General features: G+C 61.8%; 14 protein-coding genes. 12 read left to right on the plus strand and 2 right to left on the minus strand.

Annotation, left to right across the window (positions count from 1 at the left end):
* Complete coding sequence (locus tag CO671_RS00730) at positions 1-1,392, minus strand: MmgE/PrpD family protein (protein WP_097603930.1); 1,392 nt, start codon at positions 1,390-1,392, stop codon at positions 1-3.
* Between the two features lie 70 nt (positions 1,393-1,462).
* On the opposite strand from CO671_RS00730, the gene CO671_RS00735 reads away from it, so the two are divergent.
* The 12 genes from CO671_RS00735 (at position 1,463) to CO671_RS33620 (ending at position 14,524) form a co-directional block, all read left to right on the plus strand.
* Positions 1,463-2,437: a LysR family transcriptional regulator gene (locus CO671_RS00735; protein WP_348627712.1), complete on the plus strand. Its 975-nt coding sequence runs from the start codon at positions 1,463-1,465 to the stop codon at positions 2,435-2,437.
* On the plus strand, positions 2,434-3,339 hold the full coding sequence (locus CO671_RS00740; RefSeq protein WP_097603932.1) for a LysR family transcriptional regulator: 906 nt from the start codon (positions 2,434-2,436) through the stop codon (positions 3,337-3,339). Before CO671_RS00735 ends, CO671_RS00740 begins: the two co-directional genes overlap by 4 nt.
* A 173-nt stretch (positions 3,340-3,512) precedes the next feature.
* Entirely contained in the window at positions 3,513-4,457 is a 945-nt protein-coding gene (locus CO671_RS00745; RefSeq protein ID WP_064683224.1) for an ABC transporter permease, read from the plus strand.
* Entirely contained in the window at positions 4,454-5,272 is an 819-nt protein-coding gene (locus tag CO671_RS00750; protein ID WP_097603933.1) for an ABC transporter permease, read from the plus strand. The genes CO671_RS00745 and CO671_RS00750 overlap by 4 nt, the downstream gene beginning before the upstream one ends.
* Positions 5,269-6,897 (plus strand): ABC transporter ATP-binding protein, encoded by a 1,629-nt coding sequence (locus tag CO671_RS00755; RefSeq protein ID WP_097603934.1) that lies wholly within the window; start codon positions 5,269-5,271, stop codon positions 6,895-6,897. The genes CO671_RS00750 and CO671_RS00755 overlap by 4 nt, the downstream gene beginning before the upstream one ends.
* Before the next feature lie 82 nt (positions 6,898-6,979).
* Positions 6,980-7,762, plus strand: a complete 783-nt coding sequence (locus tag CO671_RS00760; RefSeq protein ID WP_097604076.1) for a serine hydrolase — start codon at positions 6,980-6,982, stop codon at positions 7,760-7,762.
* A 29-nt stretch (positions 7,763-7,791) separates the two neighbouring features.
* On the plus strand, positions 7,792-9,333 hold the full coding sequence (locus CO671_RS00765; RefSeq protein WP_097603935.1) for an ABC transporter substrate-binding protein: 1,542 nt from the start codon (positions 7,792-7,794) through the stop codon (positions 9,331-9,333).
* A gap of 134 nt (positions 9,334-9,467) precedes the next feature.
* On the plus strand, positions 9,468-10,913 hold the full coding sequence (locus tag CO671_RS00770) for a M20 family metallopeptidase (RefSeq protein WP_097603936.1): 1,446 nt from the start codon (positions 9,468-9,470) through the stop codon (positions 10,911-10,913).
* Positions 10,914-11,169: 256 nt separating this feature from the next.
* Positions 11,170-12,114: a tripartite tricarboxylate transporter substrate binding protein gene (locus tag CO671_RS00775; protein WP_097603937.1), complete on the plus strand. Its 945-nt coding sequence runs from the start codon at positions 11,170-11,172 to the stop codon at positions 12,112-12,114.
* Positions 12,111-12,599, plus strand: a complete 489-nt coding sequence (locus CO671_RS00780; RefSeq protein ID WP_010029796.1) for a tripartite tricarboxylate transporter TctB family protein — start codon at positions 12,111-12,113, stop codon at positions 12,597-12,599. The genes CO671_RS00775 and CO671_RS00780 overlap by 4 nt, the downstream gene beginning before the upstream one ends.
* A gap of 85 nt (positions 12,600-12,684) precedes the next feature.
* Positions 12,685-14,202 (plus strand): tripartite tricarboxylate transporter permease, encoded by a 1,518-nt coding sequence (locus CO671_RS00785; RefSeq protein ID WP_097603938.1) that lies wholly within the window; start codon positions 12,685-12,687, stop codon positions 14,200-14,202.
* Between the two features lie 151 nt (positions 14,203-14,353).
* Positions 14,354-14,524, plus strand: a complete 171-nt coding sequence (locus CO671_RS33620) for a hypothetical protein (RefSeq protein ID WP_097603939.1) — start codon at positions 14,354-14,356, stop codon at positions 14,522-14,524.
* A gap of 181 nt (positions 14,525-14,705) precedes the next feature.
* Here CO671_RS33620 and CO671_RS00795 read toward each other — a convergent pair whose 3' ends face one another.
* Positions 14,706-15,797 (minus strand): DUF475 domain-containing protein, encoded by a 1,092-nt coding sequence (locus tag CO671_RS00795; protein ID WP_097603940.1) that lies wholly within the window; start codon positions 15,795-15,797, stop codon positions 14,706-14,708.
* Positions 15,798-16,036 lie beyond the last annotated feature (239 nt).

Here is a 16,036-nt window from a genome sequence, read left to right on the forward strand (position 1 = left end):
TTATACGGTCTCAGGTCCCGCAAGCAATTCAGCTTTCCGGCTGTGGTTCGCCATGCCAAGCTCCGTCCACAGGTCTGCGGCCTCATTCAGTCTTCTGAGGCGCGCGTAGAGGTCGCAGCCCGGTTGACGATTTCCCCATTTCAGGCAGTCTTCAAATTTTTCGCGGCGATCCTGCGTGCTCAGCGGGTCTTCCACGGAACCCTTTGCATGGAGACGTTGTCGGCGTAGCGTCGTCCCGTCCGACAGCCGCACGGTGACAATATGCGGCAAGCGTTCATTTCCTTTTTCCTCGTCCGCTGAATAGGATTCCATCGTTATGCGTTTTGCCAGCATCCTCACATCCGGGCGCGAAACGGCAGAGCGCGTGAAATCGCCAAGGCTGACGGATCCATTCAGAAAGGCCGTCGCCAGACAGTATTGCATCGAGAAGCGGGCCTGCATCTCGTCTGCGGGTTCCGCATAGGCGAGGTTGCGAAAGGCGGAGACGCCGACCTTGGTGTCGATCGACAAAATGTCGTCCGCCGTCAGTCCATAGTCTCGTTTAAGCTCGAGCAGCGCATCGATTGCCCGGTGGGTCGATGCGCAGCATGGATGTCGCTTGGTGACCAAGCCGCGTCTTTCGATGATATGGGCCGGCTCCGGTCGCAGATCCGTCCATGCCCGCGGGTCGTCCCCGCCAAAAAGATCCAGAAATCCCTGCGGCCTTTCCAGGATGTCGAGCCGGCCTCCGATGCCTGCAATGGCGAGCCGCGCCGCCTCAACCGCGTTTCGGGCTGCAATGCCTGCATGAAGCGGCTTGGCCAGAGTACCGAACTGACCTTTGGGGCCGCAGGCGAGCGACGCTGCAAGGCTCATCGCCTGCGCTGTCTCCTCCTCGCTTGCGCCCAGCAACTGAGCCACACCCGCCGCGGCGCCGATTGCGCCCACCGTCGCCGTCCCATGCCAGCCCCTGTTGTAATGCGAGGGATTGACGCCGAAACCCACGGCAGCCTGCGCGTCCAGGCCTGCAAGATAGGCGCTCAGAAAAGCGCCGCCGCTCACCGGGCGACCTGCTGCAACCGTGGCCAGCAATGCAGGGACGAGGACCGCGGATGCATGGGCGCGGGCTGGATGGAAATTGTCGTCGAAATCCAGTGCATGCGCCGCAGTTCCATTGACGAGCGCGGCAATGGAGGAGGGGGCGCCGCCGCCTGCTACAAGCCAGGCGCTTCCTCCGCCTGCGATTTCGCTTGCAAAAGCCGCGGTCACGCCGGTGACGGCCGGGTCTCCGGCGCCGGCGATCATGCAGCCAAAAGTATCGGCGACGGCATCGATTGCCCGTTCGATGGCGGTTTCAGAGAAATGCTTTCGGGATGAAAGCTGGGCTGCGATGCGCTGCAGAACGGTGGTCATTGACGAAACTCTTTCCATGGTCTTCGGTCGAGACCGGAAATTGTTCTGCTTTTGACAGCGCCGCAATCTTATGCAGTTCTCGAATAAGGCTACCGAGGAAAGTCATCACATGGTCAGGGCAGTCAGCGCAGGGATCAGCCTCAAACATATCGAGGCCTATGACGCGATCGCGGCAACGGGATCGACGATCGCCGCCGCGCTGGAGCTCGGCATTTCACAATCCAATGCCAGCCGACTGCTGCAGCAGCTTGAAGACTATCTCGGCGTCCGTCTGTTCGAACGTGACAAGAACCGGCTGTCTCCGACCCGCGAAGGCCGGCAGCTCGGGCCGGATATCCGCGCTATTTCGGATCGGTTGCGGGAGCTGAAAACGGCGGCGGTGGAATTGGAAAGCGGTCGTTCACGCGACATGCTGCTGCGCCTTGCCTTCCCGGCCAGCCTGTCATCCACCGTGCTTCCCCGCATGATCAAGGCCTTCTTCGGCGCCCATGGTCCGGTGCGCGTGGAGCTCGCTTCCGGCAGCTATCTGGCGATCGAGAGGATGGTGGCGGACGGAGAGGCCGATATCGGTTTCGCTCGCCTGCCGCTGGCGACGCCCGGACTGCGGCAGGAGAAACAGCTTTTCTCCCGCATCGTCTGCGCTCTTCATGCCGATCATCCATTGGCAAAACAGAGCGCTCTGACGATATCGAACCTCAAGGGGCAGGACCTCATCGTCCTCAACCGGGAGCGGCCTGTTCGTCACGAATTGGAGGCGCTTTTCTACCAGGGCGGCCTACGCCAGCGCCCGCTGCTCGAGGCACATTCGGTGGCCAGTGCATGTGCGCTGGCTGCGAATGGTTTGGGGATCGCGCTGGTGGGCGACATCATCGCGCGCGAATACGCTGCCCTGCCGCTGCGTTTTGTGCCATTGGCGCCGGAACTGCCGGTGACCTATTGCCTCGTCAGCGGCGAGAAATATCCCTTGGCCAAATCCGCGGGCCTTTTTCTGCAAAGCATTGCCGACTGGCGCTGGGCCGCCGGTGCAGAGGACGCTTCACGATGAACATCAGACAGCTCGAGGTCTTGCGGACGCTGATGTCCACCGGATCGACCATTGCGACGGCCAAGGCCATGGGCCTCAGCCAGTCGGGGGTGAGCCGGCTCCTGCAGCAGCTCGAGGCGGACTTGTCCATCACCCTTTTTGTACGCGACAAGGGGCGGCTGATCCCGACGCCGGAGGCGGGCATCCTCGCCCGGGATGCAGAGAATATTCTCTTGGCCGTGGATCGGATGTCCGGGCACGCCCAAGATCTGAGAAGCGGCGCCGCAGGGCCGGAAATCGTGCGGATCGGTCTGCCAAGCAGCATGTGGGAGAACTTCGCGCCGGCCATGCTGGTGGATTACGTGCGGGATTTCCCCAGCGTCCGCATCGAGACGTTTTTCGACACCACCATTGCCATCAATAAGCTGGTCGAGGAGCGTGTGCTCGATATCGGCTTCCTGCGTATGGAAGGGGAAATCGGTCCCGGCATCGAAGTCGAGCAGGTGGCGAGCGGGGAAAGCGTCTGCGTCATCCCGAGGGATCACCGGCTGGCAGAACTGGCGGAGATCTCGGCCAAGGACCTGCGCGACGTACCGCTGATCCTCATCGGCCGTCAAAGGCCCAATCGCATGGCGCTCGATCAGAGCTTCAAACAGGCGGGCGTGAAGCAGATCGTCAAGATCGAAACCCATACGAACAGCTCCGCTTGTTCCTATGTCGCCCACGGCCTCGGTGTCACGATCATCAGCAGCTTCTATGCAAATCTCTATCGCCATCTTCCCGTCGTGCATCGTCCGTTCATTCCGCATGCACGTCAGCAGTTCGGGCTTGCACGTGCTGCAGGGGTTCCCTTGTCGATTGCAGCGCAATCTCTGAGCGATGCATTGAAACGGCAGATCCAGCTTTCACAAAAAGATATTTGAATCAGTAGCTTACTTCTCCATAACAACAGAATGGCAGCGTTTCCTGCATCCTATCATTCTGCATAAACATATGACGAATACGCATAATATTGCGGAGATTTTTTCATTCCGTCATAGTCTCCCTTAACGAAACCGATGGCGGCCACGGCTCTGCCGCCAATCGTGGGGAACACATGATACGCTTCATTCTTAACCGCCTGTTGATGGCATTGCCGACGATCGCCCTCGTGGCCGTCACCGTTTTCGCACTCATCCGGCTTATCCCCGGCGATCCCGCCGCTTTGATGCTCGGCGACATGGCGCAGCCTGACCAAGTGGCGGCGATGCGCATCGAGCTCGGGCTCGACAAATCGATGATCCAGCAATTCGTCATCTGGGCAGGGAACGTTCTGCAGGGTGATTTCGGGCGCTCCATCGTCAACGGCGAGGCGGTGCTGCCGCTCGTCGCATCCCGCTTCTTGGTCAGCGCCGAAATTGTCGTCATTGCCGTGTTGCTGGCGAGCGTCATCGCAGTGCCCGCCGGCGTGATCGCGGCCTGGCGACAGAACAGCCTGACGGACCTGGCCCTGGTGGGCACGGCGACGGTGCTGCTTTCCATTCCGACTTTTTGGCTCGGCCTCCTGCTGCTGCTGCTTTTCGGCCTGAAGCTCGGCTGGTTGCCGGTTCTCGGTTATGTCTCGGTCGGCGACAATATCGCCAGCGGGATCCTGTATCTCGTCCTGCCGATCATGACGCTGGTCATCCACGAAATGGGCGTTCTGATCCGCATGGCGCGTGCTTCGACGCTGGAAGTCCTGCGTCTCGACTACATCACGCATGCGCGCGCCAAGGGCCTTTCGGAAAGCGCGGTCCTCTGGCGCCATGCCTTCAAGAATGCTTTTGGCCCGACATGGACGGTTATCGGCCTGATCCTCGGCAACCTGCTCGGGGGAATCGCGGTGATCGAAACCGTCTTCACCATTCCGGGCCTCGGCCGTTTGATGGTCGATAGCATCTTTGCCCGGGATTACCCGGTGATCCAGGGCTGCCTGCTGTTCGTGGCGCTATCCTATGTTCTGGTCAATCTGGTGGTCGATCTCCTCTATCCCTTCTTCGATCCGCGGGTGGTTGCCGAATGAAAAAGTTCACTTTCAACGGCCTCATCGGCAGCATTCTGATTGCCATCCTGGTGATCACCGCCGCGGTCGGTCTTTTCTGGACCCCATATGACCCGATGAAACTTGGTTTTGCCGTAAGGCTTGCTGCCCCCGGCGGCGCTCATCTGCTCGGGACCGACGAGTTCGGACGCGATGTTCTCAGCCGCTTGATGGTCGGCGCTCGGGCCAGCGTGTGGATCGGCACGCTGACCGTCGGTTTCGCGACCGTCTTCGGCACATTGATCGGTGTTGTCAGCGGTTATGTCCGCGGCTGGGCCGACGGCGTCATCATGGCGATCAACAATGCGCTGCTGGCATTCCCCGGCATTCTGCTGGCGCTCGGGCTGCTGGCCGTATTCGGCGCCAATCAGTACGGCATCATCTTCGCACTCGGCATTGCCTACACCCCGTCCATGGCGCGCGTCGTGCGCGGCGCGGTTCTGTCGTTGCGGGAGCGGGAATTCATCGAAGCGTCGAGAATAATGGGCAACAGCGAGCTTTTCACGATGGTTCGTCACATCCTGCCCAATTGCCTTGCCCCGATCACCGTGCTTGCCACGTCGATGTTCGGTTGGGCCATCCTCTCGGAAAGCGCCCTGAGCTTCCTGGGTCTAGGTGTGCCTCCGCCGGCGCCGACCTGGGGCAACATGCTTGCCGCCGGCCGTCCGTTCATCCAGCAGGCCGTGTGGCTCGGCCTTTTTCCCGGCCTCTGCATCGCGCTGACGTTGCTCGGCATCAATCTTCTGGGCGACGCCCTTCGTGACAAGCTGGATCCGCGTATGAGGGGGCTGAAATGACCGGCGACACGCTTTTGAACGTTTGCGGTCTCTCGCTTGAGGTTGCAGGCACCGGCCTGCAGGTCGTCAAGGACGTCGGCTTCGACATAGCGCCAGGCGAGATTGTCGGCATTGTCGGCGAGAGCGGCTCAGGCAAGACGCTGGCGACCCGGGCGCTGATATCGCTGCTGCCGGCGGCGGTTCGCGTGACCGGCGGAACCGTGCGCTACAAGGGCCGCGACGTGCTTTCGATGAGCAACAGTGATCTTCGGGCGATGCGGGGCCGGGAGATCGGCGTCGTGTTCCAGGAACCGATGACATCCCTCAATCCATCCATGACCATCGGCCGTCAGCTGGAGGAGGGGCTTGTCCTGCACACGAAGCTGGCGCCGCAGGAGCGGCGTGCGCGCATCCTCGACATGCTGAAGCGCGTCGGTATTCTCAACCCTGAAGGCGCCCTCACTTCCTACCCGCATGAGTTTTCCGGCGGCATGCGCCAGCGCATCATGCTGGCCTCCGTCATGCTGCTGAAGCCGGCATTGCTGATCGCCGACGAGCCGACCACGGCGCTGGATGCCGTCATTCAGCGCGACGTGATGGAGCTGATGGTCGATCTGACGACCGCGGAAGGCACGGCCGTCCTGCTGATCAGCCACGATCTGCCGATGGTTGCCCGGTACACCAGCCGTATCATCGTCATGGAGAAGGGCGCAATTGTCGAGCAGGGGAGAGCCGACAAGCTTCTCGCGGCGCCACAGCATCCCTACACATGCAAGCTCCTCTCCTCGCTCCCCTATCGCGGTGAACCGCGCGCCATCGATAAGACCAAGACACCGATGGTGTCGGCGCAGAACATCGTCGTCGATTATCCCGGTCGCCGGTCGTTCCTCAAAAAGGCGCGGGGGAAGCGGGCTCTGCATGGGGTCAGCATCGATGTCTATGAAGGCGAGGTGGTCGCCCTCGTCGGTGGTTCCGGTTCGGGAAAGACGACGCTCGGCCGCACCATCGCCGGCCTTGTCAGGGAAAGCGGCGGGACGATCGAGTTCCAGGGCCGGTCCCGCAACGAGGATTGGAAGAACTACCGGCTGGATTGCCAGATGGTGTTCCAAGACCCCTACTCCTCGCTCGATCCGCGCATGACCATTCTCGCGCTTGTCGAGGAGGCGCTGCGTCTGGTGCCGAACCTGAGCGGCGAGGCCAAGCGGCGACGGGCTTTCGAAACGCTCGAGGAAGTCGGCCTCGGGAAGGACTATGCCAGCCGCTATCCGCACGAATTGTCAGGCGGCCAGCGGCAGCGCGTCGCCATTGCCCGGGCTGTTGCGCGCCGGCCGAAATTCCTGATCGCCGACGAGCCGGTGTCGGCGCTCGACGTTACTGTCCGTGCGCAGGTGCTCGACCTCTTCTCGGATCTGCAGAAACGCTACGGCTTCTCCTGCCTTTTCATCAGCCACGATCTTGGCGTGGTCGAACAGGTGGCTGACCGGGTGGTGGTGATGCAGGAGGGCCGCATCGTCGAGCAAGGCGACTGCGGCACGATCTTCGACAATCCGAGGGAGCCCTACACGCGTCGTCTCCTCTCGGCCATACCCGCGCTCGACCACAATGCAAGCGGTGGTGTGACACTCAAATGGCGTTTGGAGAATTAACGTGGCTATCGTGACGACAGCGGCCGATACGGCCGAACAACTTCATGCAATCTGCGAAGCGCAGCCATTCGTCACCCGGTTCATGGTGCGCAACCTGCGCACCGGTGAAACGATAGAGCGCGGCGCTGACGAAGAAACCCCTTCGGCCAGTACCCGGAAGACATCGATCATGATGGCGGCGCTCAAGGCCGTTCATGAAGGCCGGCTCGATCTCGACGAGCCGATCACCTACGAGGCTCGCTTTGCCGAGGAAGTGGCAAGCGGCATGTTTCGCTACCTGACGCCGGGCATTGTCATTTCGCTGCGCGATGCGATCACCGGGATGATGGTGTTGAGCGACAATGTCTGCACCAAGATGGTCTTCGAGCGGCTGACGCTCGAGGAGGTGGACGGCTATTGCAAGTCGATCGGCATGGACGCCACGCATCATCGTTTTTTAATTCCACCGCTGGCCTTATCACCTGATCATTCGCTGCGGTCGGTCACCACGACCACGGCACGCGACCAGATTTTTCTCCTGCAGGCGATCCTCGATGCACAGACTTCGGAGGAAGCGGCGGAGAGATTGCGCTGCTCGCAGGCGCTCTGCCGCTACGCGCTTCAAACCCTGAAGAACCAGATCTTGCGTTATGCGATCCCGTCGAGATTGCCGTTCGCCACCGTGGTTGCGCACAAGGGCGGCACGGGCAAGCGCGGCCGCATGAATGCCGGCATCGTTTATCTGGGCGAAGAGCCCTTCTATGCCATTGCCGTATTCACCGATGACGTGCCTCAGGCCATGGCGGACGGCACGCCGGGCTACACGATCGCGCTCGAAACCATCGGCCGGCTCTCACGGGCCTGCTGGGACAATTTTCAACCTTGATCCATCGACAAAACAAAGAGGGTAGAACAATGAAGAAAATTCTTCTCGCCGGCACGATGCTGCTTGGCATGGCAGGTTTCGGGCATGCGCGCGACATCGTCGTGGCTCAGAGTTCGGATCTGCGCAGCAGCAATCCCGGGGTCAATCGCGACGGCAATACCGACGGTGTTATCCTGCACATCGTCGAGGGCCTGGTCGGCTATAACAATAGCGGCGAGGTCAAGCCGCTGCTCGCCAAGAGCGTCGACGCTTCCAGCGATGGCCTTAGCTATACATTCCGCCTTCGCGGCGACGTGAAATTCCACAATGGCAAGCCGCTGACCGCCGACGACGTCGTGTGGAACTGGAACCGTTATCTCAAGCCCGAGACGAAATGGACGTGCCTTTCCGATTTTGCGCCCGGCGGTGCCGCCCCCGTGACCGGTGTGAAGGCGCTTGATGGATCGACCGTCCAGATCACGCTCGAAAAGCCCTCGGCCGTCTTTCTGGGTCTGATGTCGCGTCCGGAATGCGGTTACACCGCCATCATTTCCCCCGATTCCCTCGCAGCGGATGGTAGTTTCGTCAAACCGGTCGGGACCGGTCCGTTCATGTGGAACGAATGGAAAAAAGGCGAGTACATCCGCCTCGCCAAGTTCACCGACTACGTCTCTCCCGAAAATGACGGCAAGCCGGACGGGATGGTCGGCTCGAAACGACCTTTGGCCGATGGCATCAAGTTCATGGTCATTCCCGATGCATCCACCGTCAAGGCAGGACTGGAGTCCGGCGCCCTCGATACCGCCGAGATATCGCCTGACCTTATTCCGGAAATCAAGGCGAGCGATAAGCTGCAGCTGATCGTCGCCCGCAACAACGGCAAGAACCTGTTCTACATCCAGACGCGCGACAAGGTGCTGAGCAAGCCCGGCGTGCGGCGGGCTATGGCAATGTCGCTCGACCTTGGCGAGCTTGTCACCGCTGCCTCAAATGGAACCGGCGAGGCGAACGGCTCGATGGTGTCGCAGGATTCCGTTTATTTTGACGATACCCAGAAGCAGAGGCTGCCCTACGACATCGAGGCGGCGAAGAAGGAATTGGCCGATGCCGGCTACAAGGGCGAGCCGATCACCATCATCGCCAACAAGCGCGGCAATGTTCCAAGCTTTCCCGCCGCGGTTATGGCGCAGGCGATGATGCAGCAGGCCGGATTGAATGTGCAGATCGAAGTTCTCGATTACGCAACGCAAGTCGACCGCCGCCGGTCCGGCAACTATCAGGTGATTTCGCAATCGGTCGCCCCGCGGCTCGACCCTGCGCTGATGTACAGTTTTTATGTCGGCAACAAAGACAAGAATGCTTCACTGATGTGGGACGATCCCAAGGCCGTGGAACTGATGAAAGCGGCTTATGTCGAAGCCGATCCGGCCAAGCGGCAGAAGATATTCGACGCGTTCCATGAGCTGATGCTGAAGGAGGCGCCGGGCATTTTCCTCTACGACATGGTCGACGTGTGGGGTGCGACGAAGACGTTGAAGGGGCAGCCGGTCTGGCAGTCGAACGCCCGCCTCTGGGAAGTCTCGGTCGACTGAAGAATCTCGCGGCGCCGAGGCGCAGACGCCGCTGCACTTCGGATTGGCAACACGACAGGACCGGCAGGCTCGCCTGCCGGACCGATATGTCATGCCTGGGGCCTTCTGGCCGCCGGGAGAAGCAAGGATCAGGGATGAGCAAGGAAGCAGTGGATGCGATCGTTTCGTCGATCGAGCGTATGCGGCCGGCCTGCGCGGTGCTGAGCGACAGGATTTGGGATCTTGCCGAACTGAAATTCGAGGAGAAGAGTTCTTCCGGTCTGCTGGCAAAGGCCCTTGAGGACGAGGGCTTTTCCGTCCGTCGCGGCGTTGCCGACATGGAGACCGCCTTCATCGCAGAAGCTGGCGCGGGCAAGCCGGTCATTGCATTTCTCGGCGAATTCGACGCACTCGCGGGCATGAGCCAGATTGCGGGCATCGCTGAGCAGCGTTCGCTTGCGGCAGGCGCGACCGGACATGGCTGCGGCCACAATCTTCTGGGGGTCGGGTCGTTGATGGCCGCCGTCGCGCTCGCCAACCATTTGAAGGATAACGGCATTTCCGGGACTGTGCGATACTATGGCTGCCCCGGCGAAGAGGGCGGCTCGGGCAAGACCTTCATGGTGCGTGCGGGGGCGTTCGACGATGTGGACACGGCTCTCACCTGGCATCCCGCACCGTTCAACGGCGTCCGCTCCACAAACAATCTCGCGGTGCTGGAATATTATTACCGGTTCAAGGGCGTTGCGGCCCACGCTTCCAATGCTGCGCATCTCGGCCGATCCGCACTCGATGCCGTGGAGCTTATGAATGTCGGCGTCAATTTCCTGCGCGAACATATGCCACAGGACTGCCGCGTGCATTATGCCATCACCGATGCCGGCGGACGGGCTGCCAATGTCGTGCAGGCGCAGGCCGAGGTGCTCTACCTCATCAGGGCGCCGGACATGCCACAGGCTCTCAATCTCGCAGCCCGCGTGGAAAAAGTCGCGCGTGGCGCCGCGATGATGACGGAGACCGACGTGGAGATCGTCTTCGATACGGCTTCCACGAACCTTCTCCCGAATATTACGCTGGAAACGGCGATGCATGAAAACATGATGGCGCTCGGCCCCGTCGCCTTCGACGAAGCCGATATCGCCTTTGCGCGTCGCATCCAGAAGACGTTTACCGACGAAGCCATCGCCAGCAGCATCAGGCTGTATCAGATCGGGCACGACGTCTTCTCCGCTGCCAAGATCGATGGCGCGATGCCGCTCCATCTCGGGCTGCGGCATTTCGAGGGCCATTCGCACTTTCGGGCAGGCTCGACCGATGTCGGCGATGTGAGCTGGGTGACCCCCACGGCCCAATGCTGGGCTCCTGCCTGGGCCATCGGCACCAACCCGCATACATGGCAGGTCGTTGCGCAAGGAAAGGCGCCGGCTGCGCATAAGGCCATGGCGCATGCAGCCAAGGCTCTCGCCCTGACCGGTCTTTCCCTGGTGAAATCACCGGAGCTGATGAAGGCGGCGAAGGCCGAATGGATGGAGAAGACCGGTGGAAAGCCTTACATCTGCCCGATCCCGACGGATGTGATGCCGGGAGCGGTGAGCCGCTGAAAGCAACACGGCGGATCCGCCGCGCGGGCAATTACGGCAAAAAAGTGTCCTTTCCTCCTGGATATCTTGCCGATGTCAGCTAGATGACAGCTTGTTGTGGTGGCTTTGGCTACTTCTTCTCCGTGGAGGCGGAGAACTGAAGCCTTGGGAGGCATTCCGCTCGTCATTTGGACAACTGTGTCCGCCGGCCGGCTACCCCTCCCGATTCCCTGGAGAATAACAGGCGGTGCGCTCAGCCGCCGACGGAGGACAAATCGTGAAGCATACGTTCATCGCAACCATTCTCGCAGCCGCCATCGCGCTGCCGGCCTATGCGGCCGACTATACCATCATCGCGCCGGCCGCGCCCGGCGGCGGCTGGGACCAGACGGCCCGTTCGCTGCAGACCGCGCTGCAGCAGGAGAAGATCTCCGGCAACGTCCAGGTCCAGAACGTCCCCGGCGCCGGCGGCACCATCGGGCTGGCGCAGTTCAGCAGCCAGGCTGCCGGCAACCCCAACTCGCTGATCGTCGGCGGCTATGTCATGGTCGGCGCCATCCTGACCAACAAGTCGCCGGTGACGCTTAAGGACGTCACGCCGATCGCCCGCCTGACCGGCGAATATGAGGCCGTCGTTGTTCCCGCCTCGTCCGATATCAAGACCATGGCCGATCTGGTCGCGGCGCTGAAGAAGGATCCGGGCGCTGTTTCCTGGGGCGGCGGTTCGGCCGGCGGCACCGACCACATCACCGTCGGTCTGATCGCCAAGGCCGCCGGCGTCGACCCGACCAAGATCAACTATGTCGCCTTTTCCGGCGGCGGCGAGGCGCTTGCCGCCATTCTCGGCAGTCAGGTTACGGCCGGCGTATCGAGCTACAGCGAGTTCGAATCGCAAGTGAAAGCGGGCACGCTGCGTCTTCTTGCCGTATCGAGCGACAAGCGTATCGACGGCGTCGATGCGCCGACGCTGAAGGAAGCCGGCACCGACGTCAGCATCCAGAACTGGCGCATGGTCGCCGCTGCCCCCGGCCTGTCGGCAGAGCAGGTCGCCGCCATCACCTCCGATTTCGAGAAACTGCACGGCTCCGCCACCTGGCAGGAAATTCTGAAGACCAAGGGCTGGGCCGACACCTATCTGTCCGGCGACGCCTTCAAGGCGCAGCTTGAAAAGGATGTCGCTGCCACTGAAGGCATTCTCAAAGAGATCGGACTTGTTCAATGAGCGGGGATAACTCCTCGGCAACCACGCGCCGCCCTGATTGGGCGGCGTTCATCATTGCCGCTTTCCTCTTTGTTGTCGCCGGCGTGATGTTCTGGGATGCATCGCATCTGAAAACAATCGCGCAGTATGACCGCATCGGCCCGGCAACGATGCCCCAAGTGGTGGCCTTCGGCCTCTTCTGTCTTGGGATCTGGACCGTCGCCGAAGCCTGGCGCGGCGAGTTTCCGGAACGCGATCGGCAGGAAGTGGCGCCCGTTATCTGGATCATTGCCGGTCTTGTCGGACAGATGCTGCTTCTGCGCCTTGCCGGCTTCTCGATCGCCACCGGTCTGCTGTTTGCATTCACGGCACGCGGCTTCGGCAAACGGAAGCTCTGGATCTCGCTGCCGTTCGGCATCGTCTTCAGCTTCGTCGTCTGGGCGATCTTCTCGCAGCTGCTGCAGCTGACGCTGCCGGCCGGCCCGCTCGAACGCCTGTTCTTCTGACGGCGCGCGCGCTGTCGGCACTTTTGATTTTTGCGCAGCGCCGGATCGCGTAACGCACGGCCGGGAACGCGCTTGGGATATCAAGATGAGCACATTCGAATTCCTATGGCAGGGGATCCTGGTTGCGATGCAGCCGATGAACCTGGTTTATGCGCTGGTCGGCGTGACGCTCGGCACTGCCGTCGGCGTGCTGCCCGGCATCGGACCCGCCCTCACCGTGGCGCTGCTGCTGCCCGCCACCTACAAGCTCGACCCCGGCGGTTCGCTGATCATGTTTGCAGGCATCTATTACGGCGGCATGTATGGCGGTTCGACCACCTCGATCCTCTTGAACACACCAGGAGAAAGCGCCTCGATCGTCACCGCGCTCGAGGGTAACAAGATGGCGCGCGCCGGGCGCGGCGGGCCGGCGCTGGCGACAGCGGCGATCGGCTCCTTCGTCGCCGGGTTGCTCGCGACACTCGGGCTCGCCTTCATCGCGCCCTATATCGTCAAGCTGGCGCTGGTCTTCGGGCCGCGCGAATATTTCGCGCTGATGGTGCTCGCCTTCGTCACTGTCTCCTCGGCTTTCGGCGATTCGGCGCTGCGGGGACTGACCTCGCTGTTCATCGGCTTTGCCCTTGCCATGGTCGGCATCGACCAGCAGACAGGGCAGGCGCGGCTTTCCTTCGGCATACCCGACCTGCTTGACGGCATCGAGGTGACGACGCTCGCGGTGGCGATGTTCGCGATCGGCGAGACGCTTTATATCGCCGCGCAGCGCAACCGGGCGGAGGATAAGGTCGAAGCCGTCAAGGGCTCGCTCTGGATGAACGCGCAGGACTGGGCGCGCTCGTGGAAAGCCTGGCTGCGCGGCACGCTGATCGGCTTTCCGATCGGCGCCATGCCGGCGGGCGGCGCCGAAATCGGCACCTTCCTCTCCTATGCGACCGAAAAACGGCTGGCGAAGAACCCCGAGGAGTTCGGTCATGGCGCGATTGAAGGCGTGGCCGGCCCGGAGGCGGCGAACAACGCATCTGCGGCCGGCACGCTGGTGCCGCTGCTGACGCTCGGCCTGCCGACGACGGCGACGGCGGCGATCATGCTGGCCGGCTTCCAGCAATACGGGCTGCAGCCCGGACCGCTGCTGTTCGCCACCAACCCGCAGCTCGTCTGGGGCCTGATCGCCAGCCTGCTCATCGCCAATGCCATGCTCCTGGTCTTGAACCTGCCGCTGATCGGGCTCTGGGTGCGGCTGCTGACCATTCCGAAGCCGTGGCTTTATGCGGGCATCCTGCTGTTTGCGACGCTCGGGACGATCGGCGCCAATCCGTCGGTGTTCGAACTCGGCATGCTGCTGGCTTTCGGCCTGCTCGGCTACGTGATGCGGCTCTTCGGCTATCCGATTGCGCCGACGGTCGTCGGCCTGATCCTCGGGCCGCTTGCCGAACAGCAGCTGCGCCGGGCACTGGCGATCAGCCAGGGCGACGTCACGACGCTTGTGATGTCACCGATCGCGGCAGGCCTTCTCATTGTTGCAGCGGCCGCCTTCCTCATCCCGCTGATCCTGCGGCTGCGCGGCCGGGGACAGGTGCTTGCGCAGCTGGCGGCAAACGAAGACTAAAAAGACAAACTTACCCCTGCCTCAAGGCCGGCCATGGAGACATGCGCCGGCCTCTTCTTTTTGCATGGCTGAGATGAGTTTACGTGCATTGTCCTGGAGGACGGGCGGCCCCATTTGCAGGTGGTCAATCATAGAACGAGAGCAAAACACAATGTCCGCTATCCGCAGTTCCATCCGCACTGGTTTCCTTGGCCGTGCATTTGCCGTGCTCGGCGCCGCAAACGCGGTCAGCGCCGCTGTCGAAGCCGGCCGCCGGCCGCGCGCCCGCGACCTGAGGGAACTCGGCATCGACCCGGCCTCCTTCGGTCAGGTCACCCGCTAAGACCTTCAAGGCATGCATGAATGAAACAGCCCGCAACCGAATGGTCGCGGGCTTTATTTTGTTCAACGGGCCGCAACGCCAGGCGCTGCGGCTTCTTGAAGCGCGTCGCGCTTCAAGCCTTTGTTTTCACGCATGTCGTCATCGCAAAACCGTGCACGCTTTTGCGCGGCATGCTCTATCGTCAGGCGTGAAGTTCTTCCTGCCGGGGGGCGTGATCTTCCACCCGCGCGCGCCTGTTGTGGCGGATGGATGACCAGAGCGACAGGCCGATCAGGGCCGCGCCGCCGAGGCCGGTGATCACCTCGGGGATGTGCACCAGGGTCTGCGCATACATGATCACCGAGAGGATCAGGATGGCATAGAAGGCGCCATGCTCGAGATAGCGGTATTCGGCAAGCGTTCCCTTCTCCACCAGCATGATCGTCATCGAGCGCACATACATGGCGCCGATGCCGAGGCCGATCGCGATGACGAAGAGGTTCTGCGTCAGGGCGAAGGCGCCGATGACGCCGTCGAAGGAGAAGCTGGCATCCAGCACCTCCAGATAGATGAAAGCGCCGAGACCGCCCTTGGCGGCAGCGCTCATCGTCTGCTGCGAGGCATCGAGCAGCTCACCGACGACCTCGACCGCCAGGAAGGTCAGCAGGCCGTAGATGGCGCAATGGACGAAGACGCTGGCTTCCTCGCCGCCGATCAGCCAGGAGAACACAAGCATCAGCGCCAGCACGAAGGCGATCTCGATGCCCCTGATGGTCGCTGAGCGCGCCATCACTTTTTCCAGGCCGCGAAGCCAATGGATTTTCTTCTCGTGGTCGAAGAAATAGCTGAGGCCGACCATCATCAGGAAGGTGCCGCCGAAGGCTGCGATCGGCAGATGCGCATCGTTCATGATGCGGGCATATTCTGCGGGCTCGCGGGCAGCCAGCACCAGCGCGTCCCAGGGACCGATCCGTGCCGCGATCGCGACGATCGCCAGCGGAAAGACGATGCGCATGCCGAAGACGGCAATGATGATGCCCCAGGTGAGGAAGCGTTGCTGCCAGAGCGGCGTCATCTCCTTCAGCTTGTTGGCATTGACGATGGCATTGTCGAAGGAGAGCGAGATCTCGAGTACCGCAAGCACGGTGCAGATGAAGAAGACGGTCGCCATGCCGCCGATGGTGCCGGTTGTCTGCCAGCCGAGCACGGCGCCGAGAATAAGGCCGAGAGCAGTGACGATGAAAGCCCAGCGGAAATAGCCGAGCGAGGATTCATGGGTTGCAGGTTGATTCATGGCCGCACCTCACAGCCGCAAATCTTTTTGGAGAGGCTGGAGAGCGAAAAACGCGGCATGCCATAACGGGCATGCTGGCAAGGCATGGTGAGTTTTTTCATCGATGAAAAATCCGCCGGCTAAGCTGCAGGCGGTACCGACATCACGAGAGCGCCGTAAAAACTCTCGCCAGAGGGGCCCGGCACCAAACATTGTCCGCAGCCGATGTCTGGAAGGCTGCGGACAGGCTCTAGGTAATC

It is taken from the genome of Rhizobium sp. M10 (assembly GCF_002531955.1).
GTDB lineage: Bacteria > Pseudomonadota > Alphaproteobacteria > Rhizobiales > Rhizobiaceae > Rhizobium > Rhizobium etli_C.

Bases quoted from the DNA above. Each gene is read 5' to 3' on its own strand.
- CO671_RS00770 (WP_097603936.1), top strand. From the start codon at position 9,468: ATGAGCAAGGAAGCAGTGGATGCGATCGTTTCGTCGATCGAGCGTATG.
- CO671_RS00785 (WP_097603938.1), top strand. From the start codon at position 12,685: ATGAGCACATTCGAATTCCTATGGCAGGGGATCCTGGTTGCGATGCAG.
- CO671_RS00750 (WP_097603933.1), top strand. From the start codon at position 4,454: ATGAAAAAGTTCACTTTCAACGGCCTCATCGGCAGCATTCTGATTGCC.
- CO671_RS00745 (WP_064683224.1), top strand. From the start codon at position 3,513: ATGATACGCTTCATTCTTAACCGCCTGTTGATGGCATTGCCGACGATC.
- CO671_RS33620 (WP_097603939.1), top strand. From the start codon at position 14,354: ATGTCCGCTATCCGCAGTTCCATCCGCACTGGTTTCCTTGGCCGTGCA.
- CO671_RS00765 (WP_097603935.1), top strand. From the start codon at position 7,792: ATGAAGAAAATTCTTCTCGCCGGCACGATGCTGCTTGGCATGGCAGGT.
- CO671_RS00755 (WP_097603934.1), top strand. From the start codon at position 5,269: ATGACCGGCGACACGCTTTTGAACGTTTGCGGTCTCTCGCTTGAGGTT.
- CO671_RS00740 (WP_097603932.1), top strand. From the start codon at position 2,434: ATGAACATCAGACAGCTCGAGGTCTTGCGGACGCTGATGTCCACCGGA.
- CO671_RS00780 (WP_010029796.1), top strand. From the start codon at position 12,111: ATGAGCGGGGATAACTCCTCGGCAACCACGCGCCGCCCTGATTGGGCG.
- CO671_RS00735 (WP_348627712.1), top strand. From the start codon at position 1,463: ATGCAGTTCTCGAATAAGGCTACCGAGGAAAGTCATCACATGGTCAGG.
- CO671_RS00760 (WP_097604076.1), top strand. From the start codon at position 6,980: ATGGTGCGCAACCTGCGCACCGGTGAAACGATAGAGCGCGGCGCTGAC.
- CO671_RS00795 (WP_097603940.1), bottom strand. From the start codon at position 15,797: ATGAATCAACCTGCAACCCATGAATCCTCGCTCGGCTATTTCCGCTGG.
- CO671_RS00730 (WP_097603930.1), bottom strand. From the start codon at position 1,392: ATGACCACCGTTCTGCAGCGCATCGCAGCCCAGCTTTCATCCCGAAAG.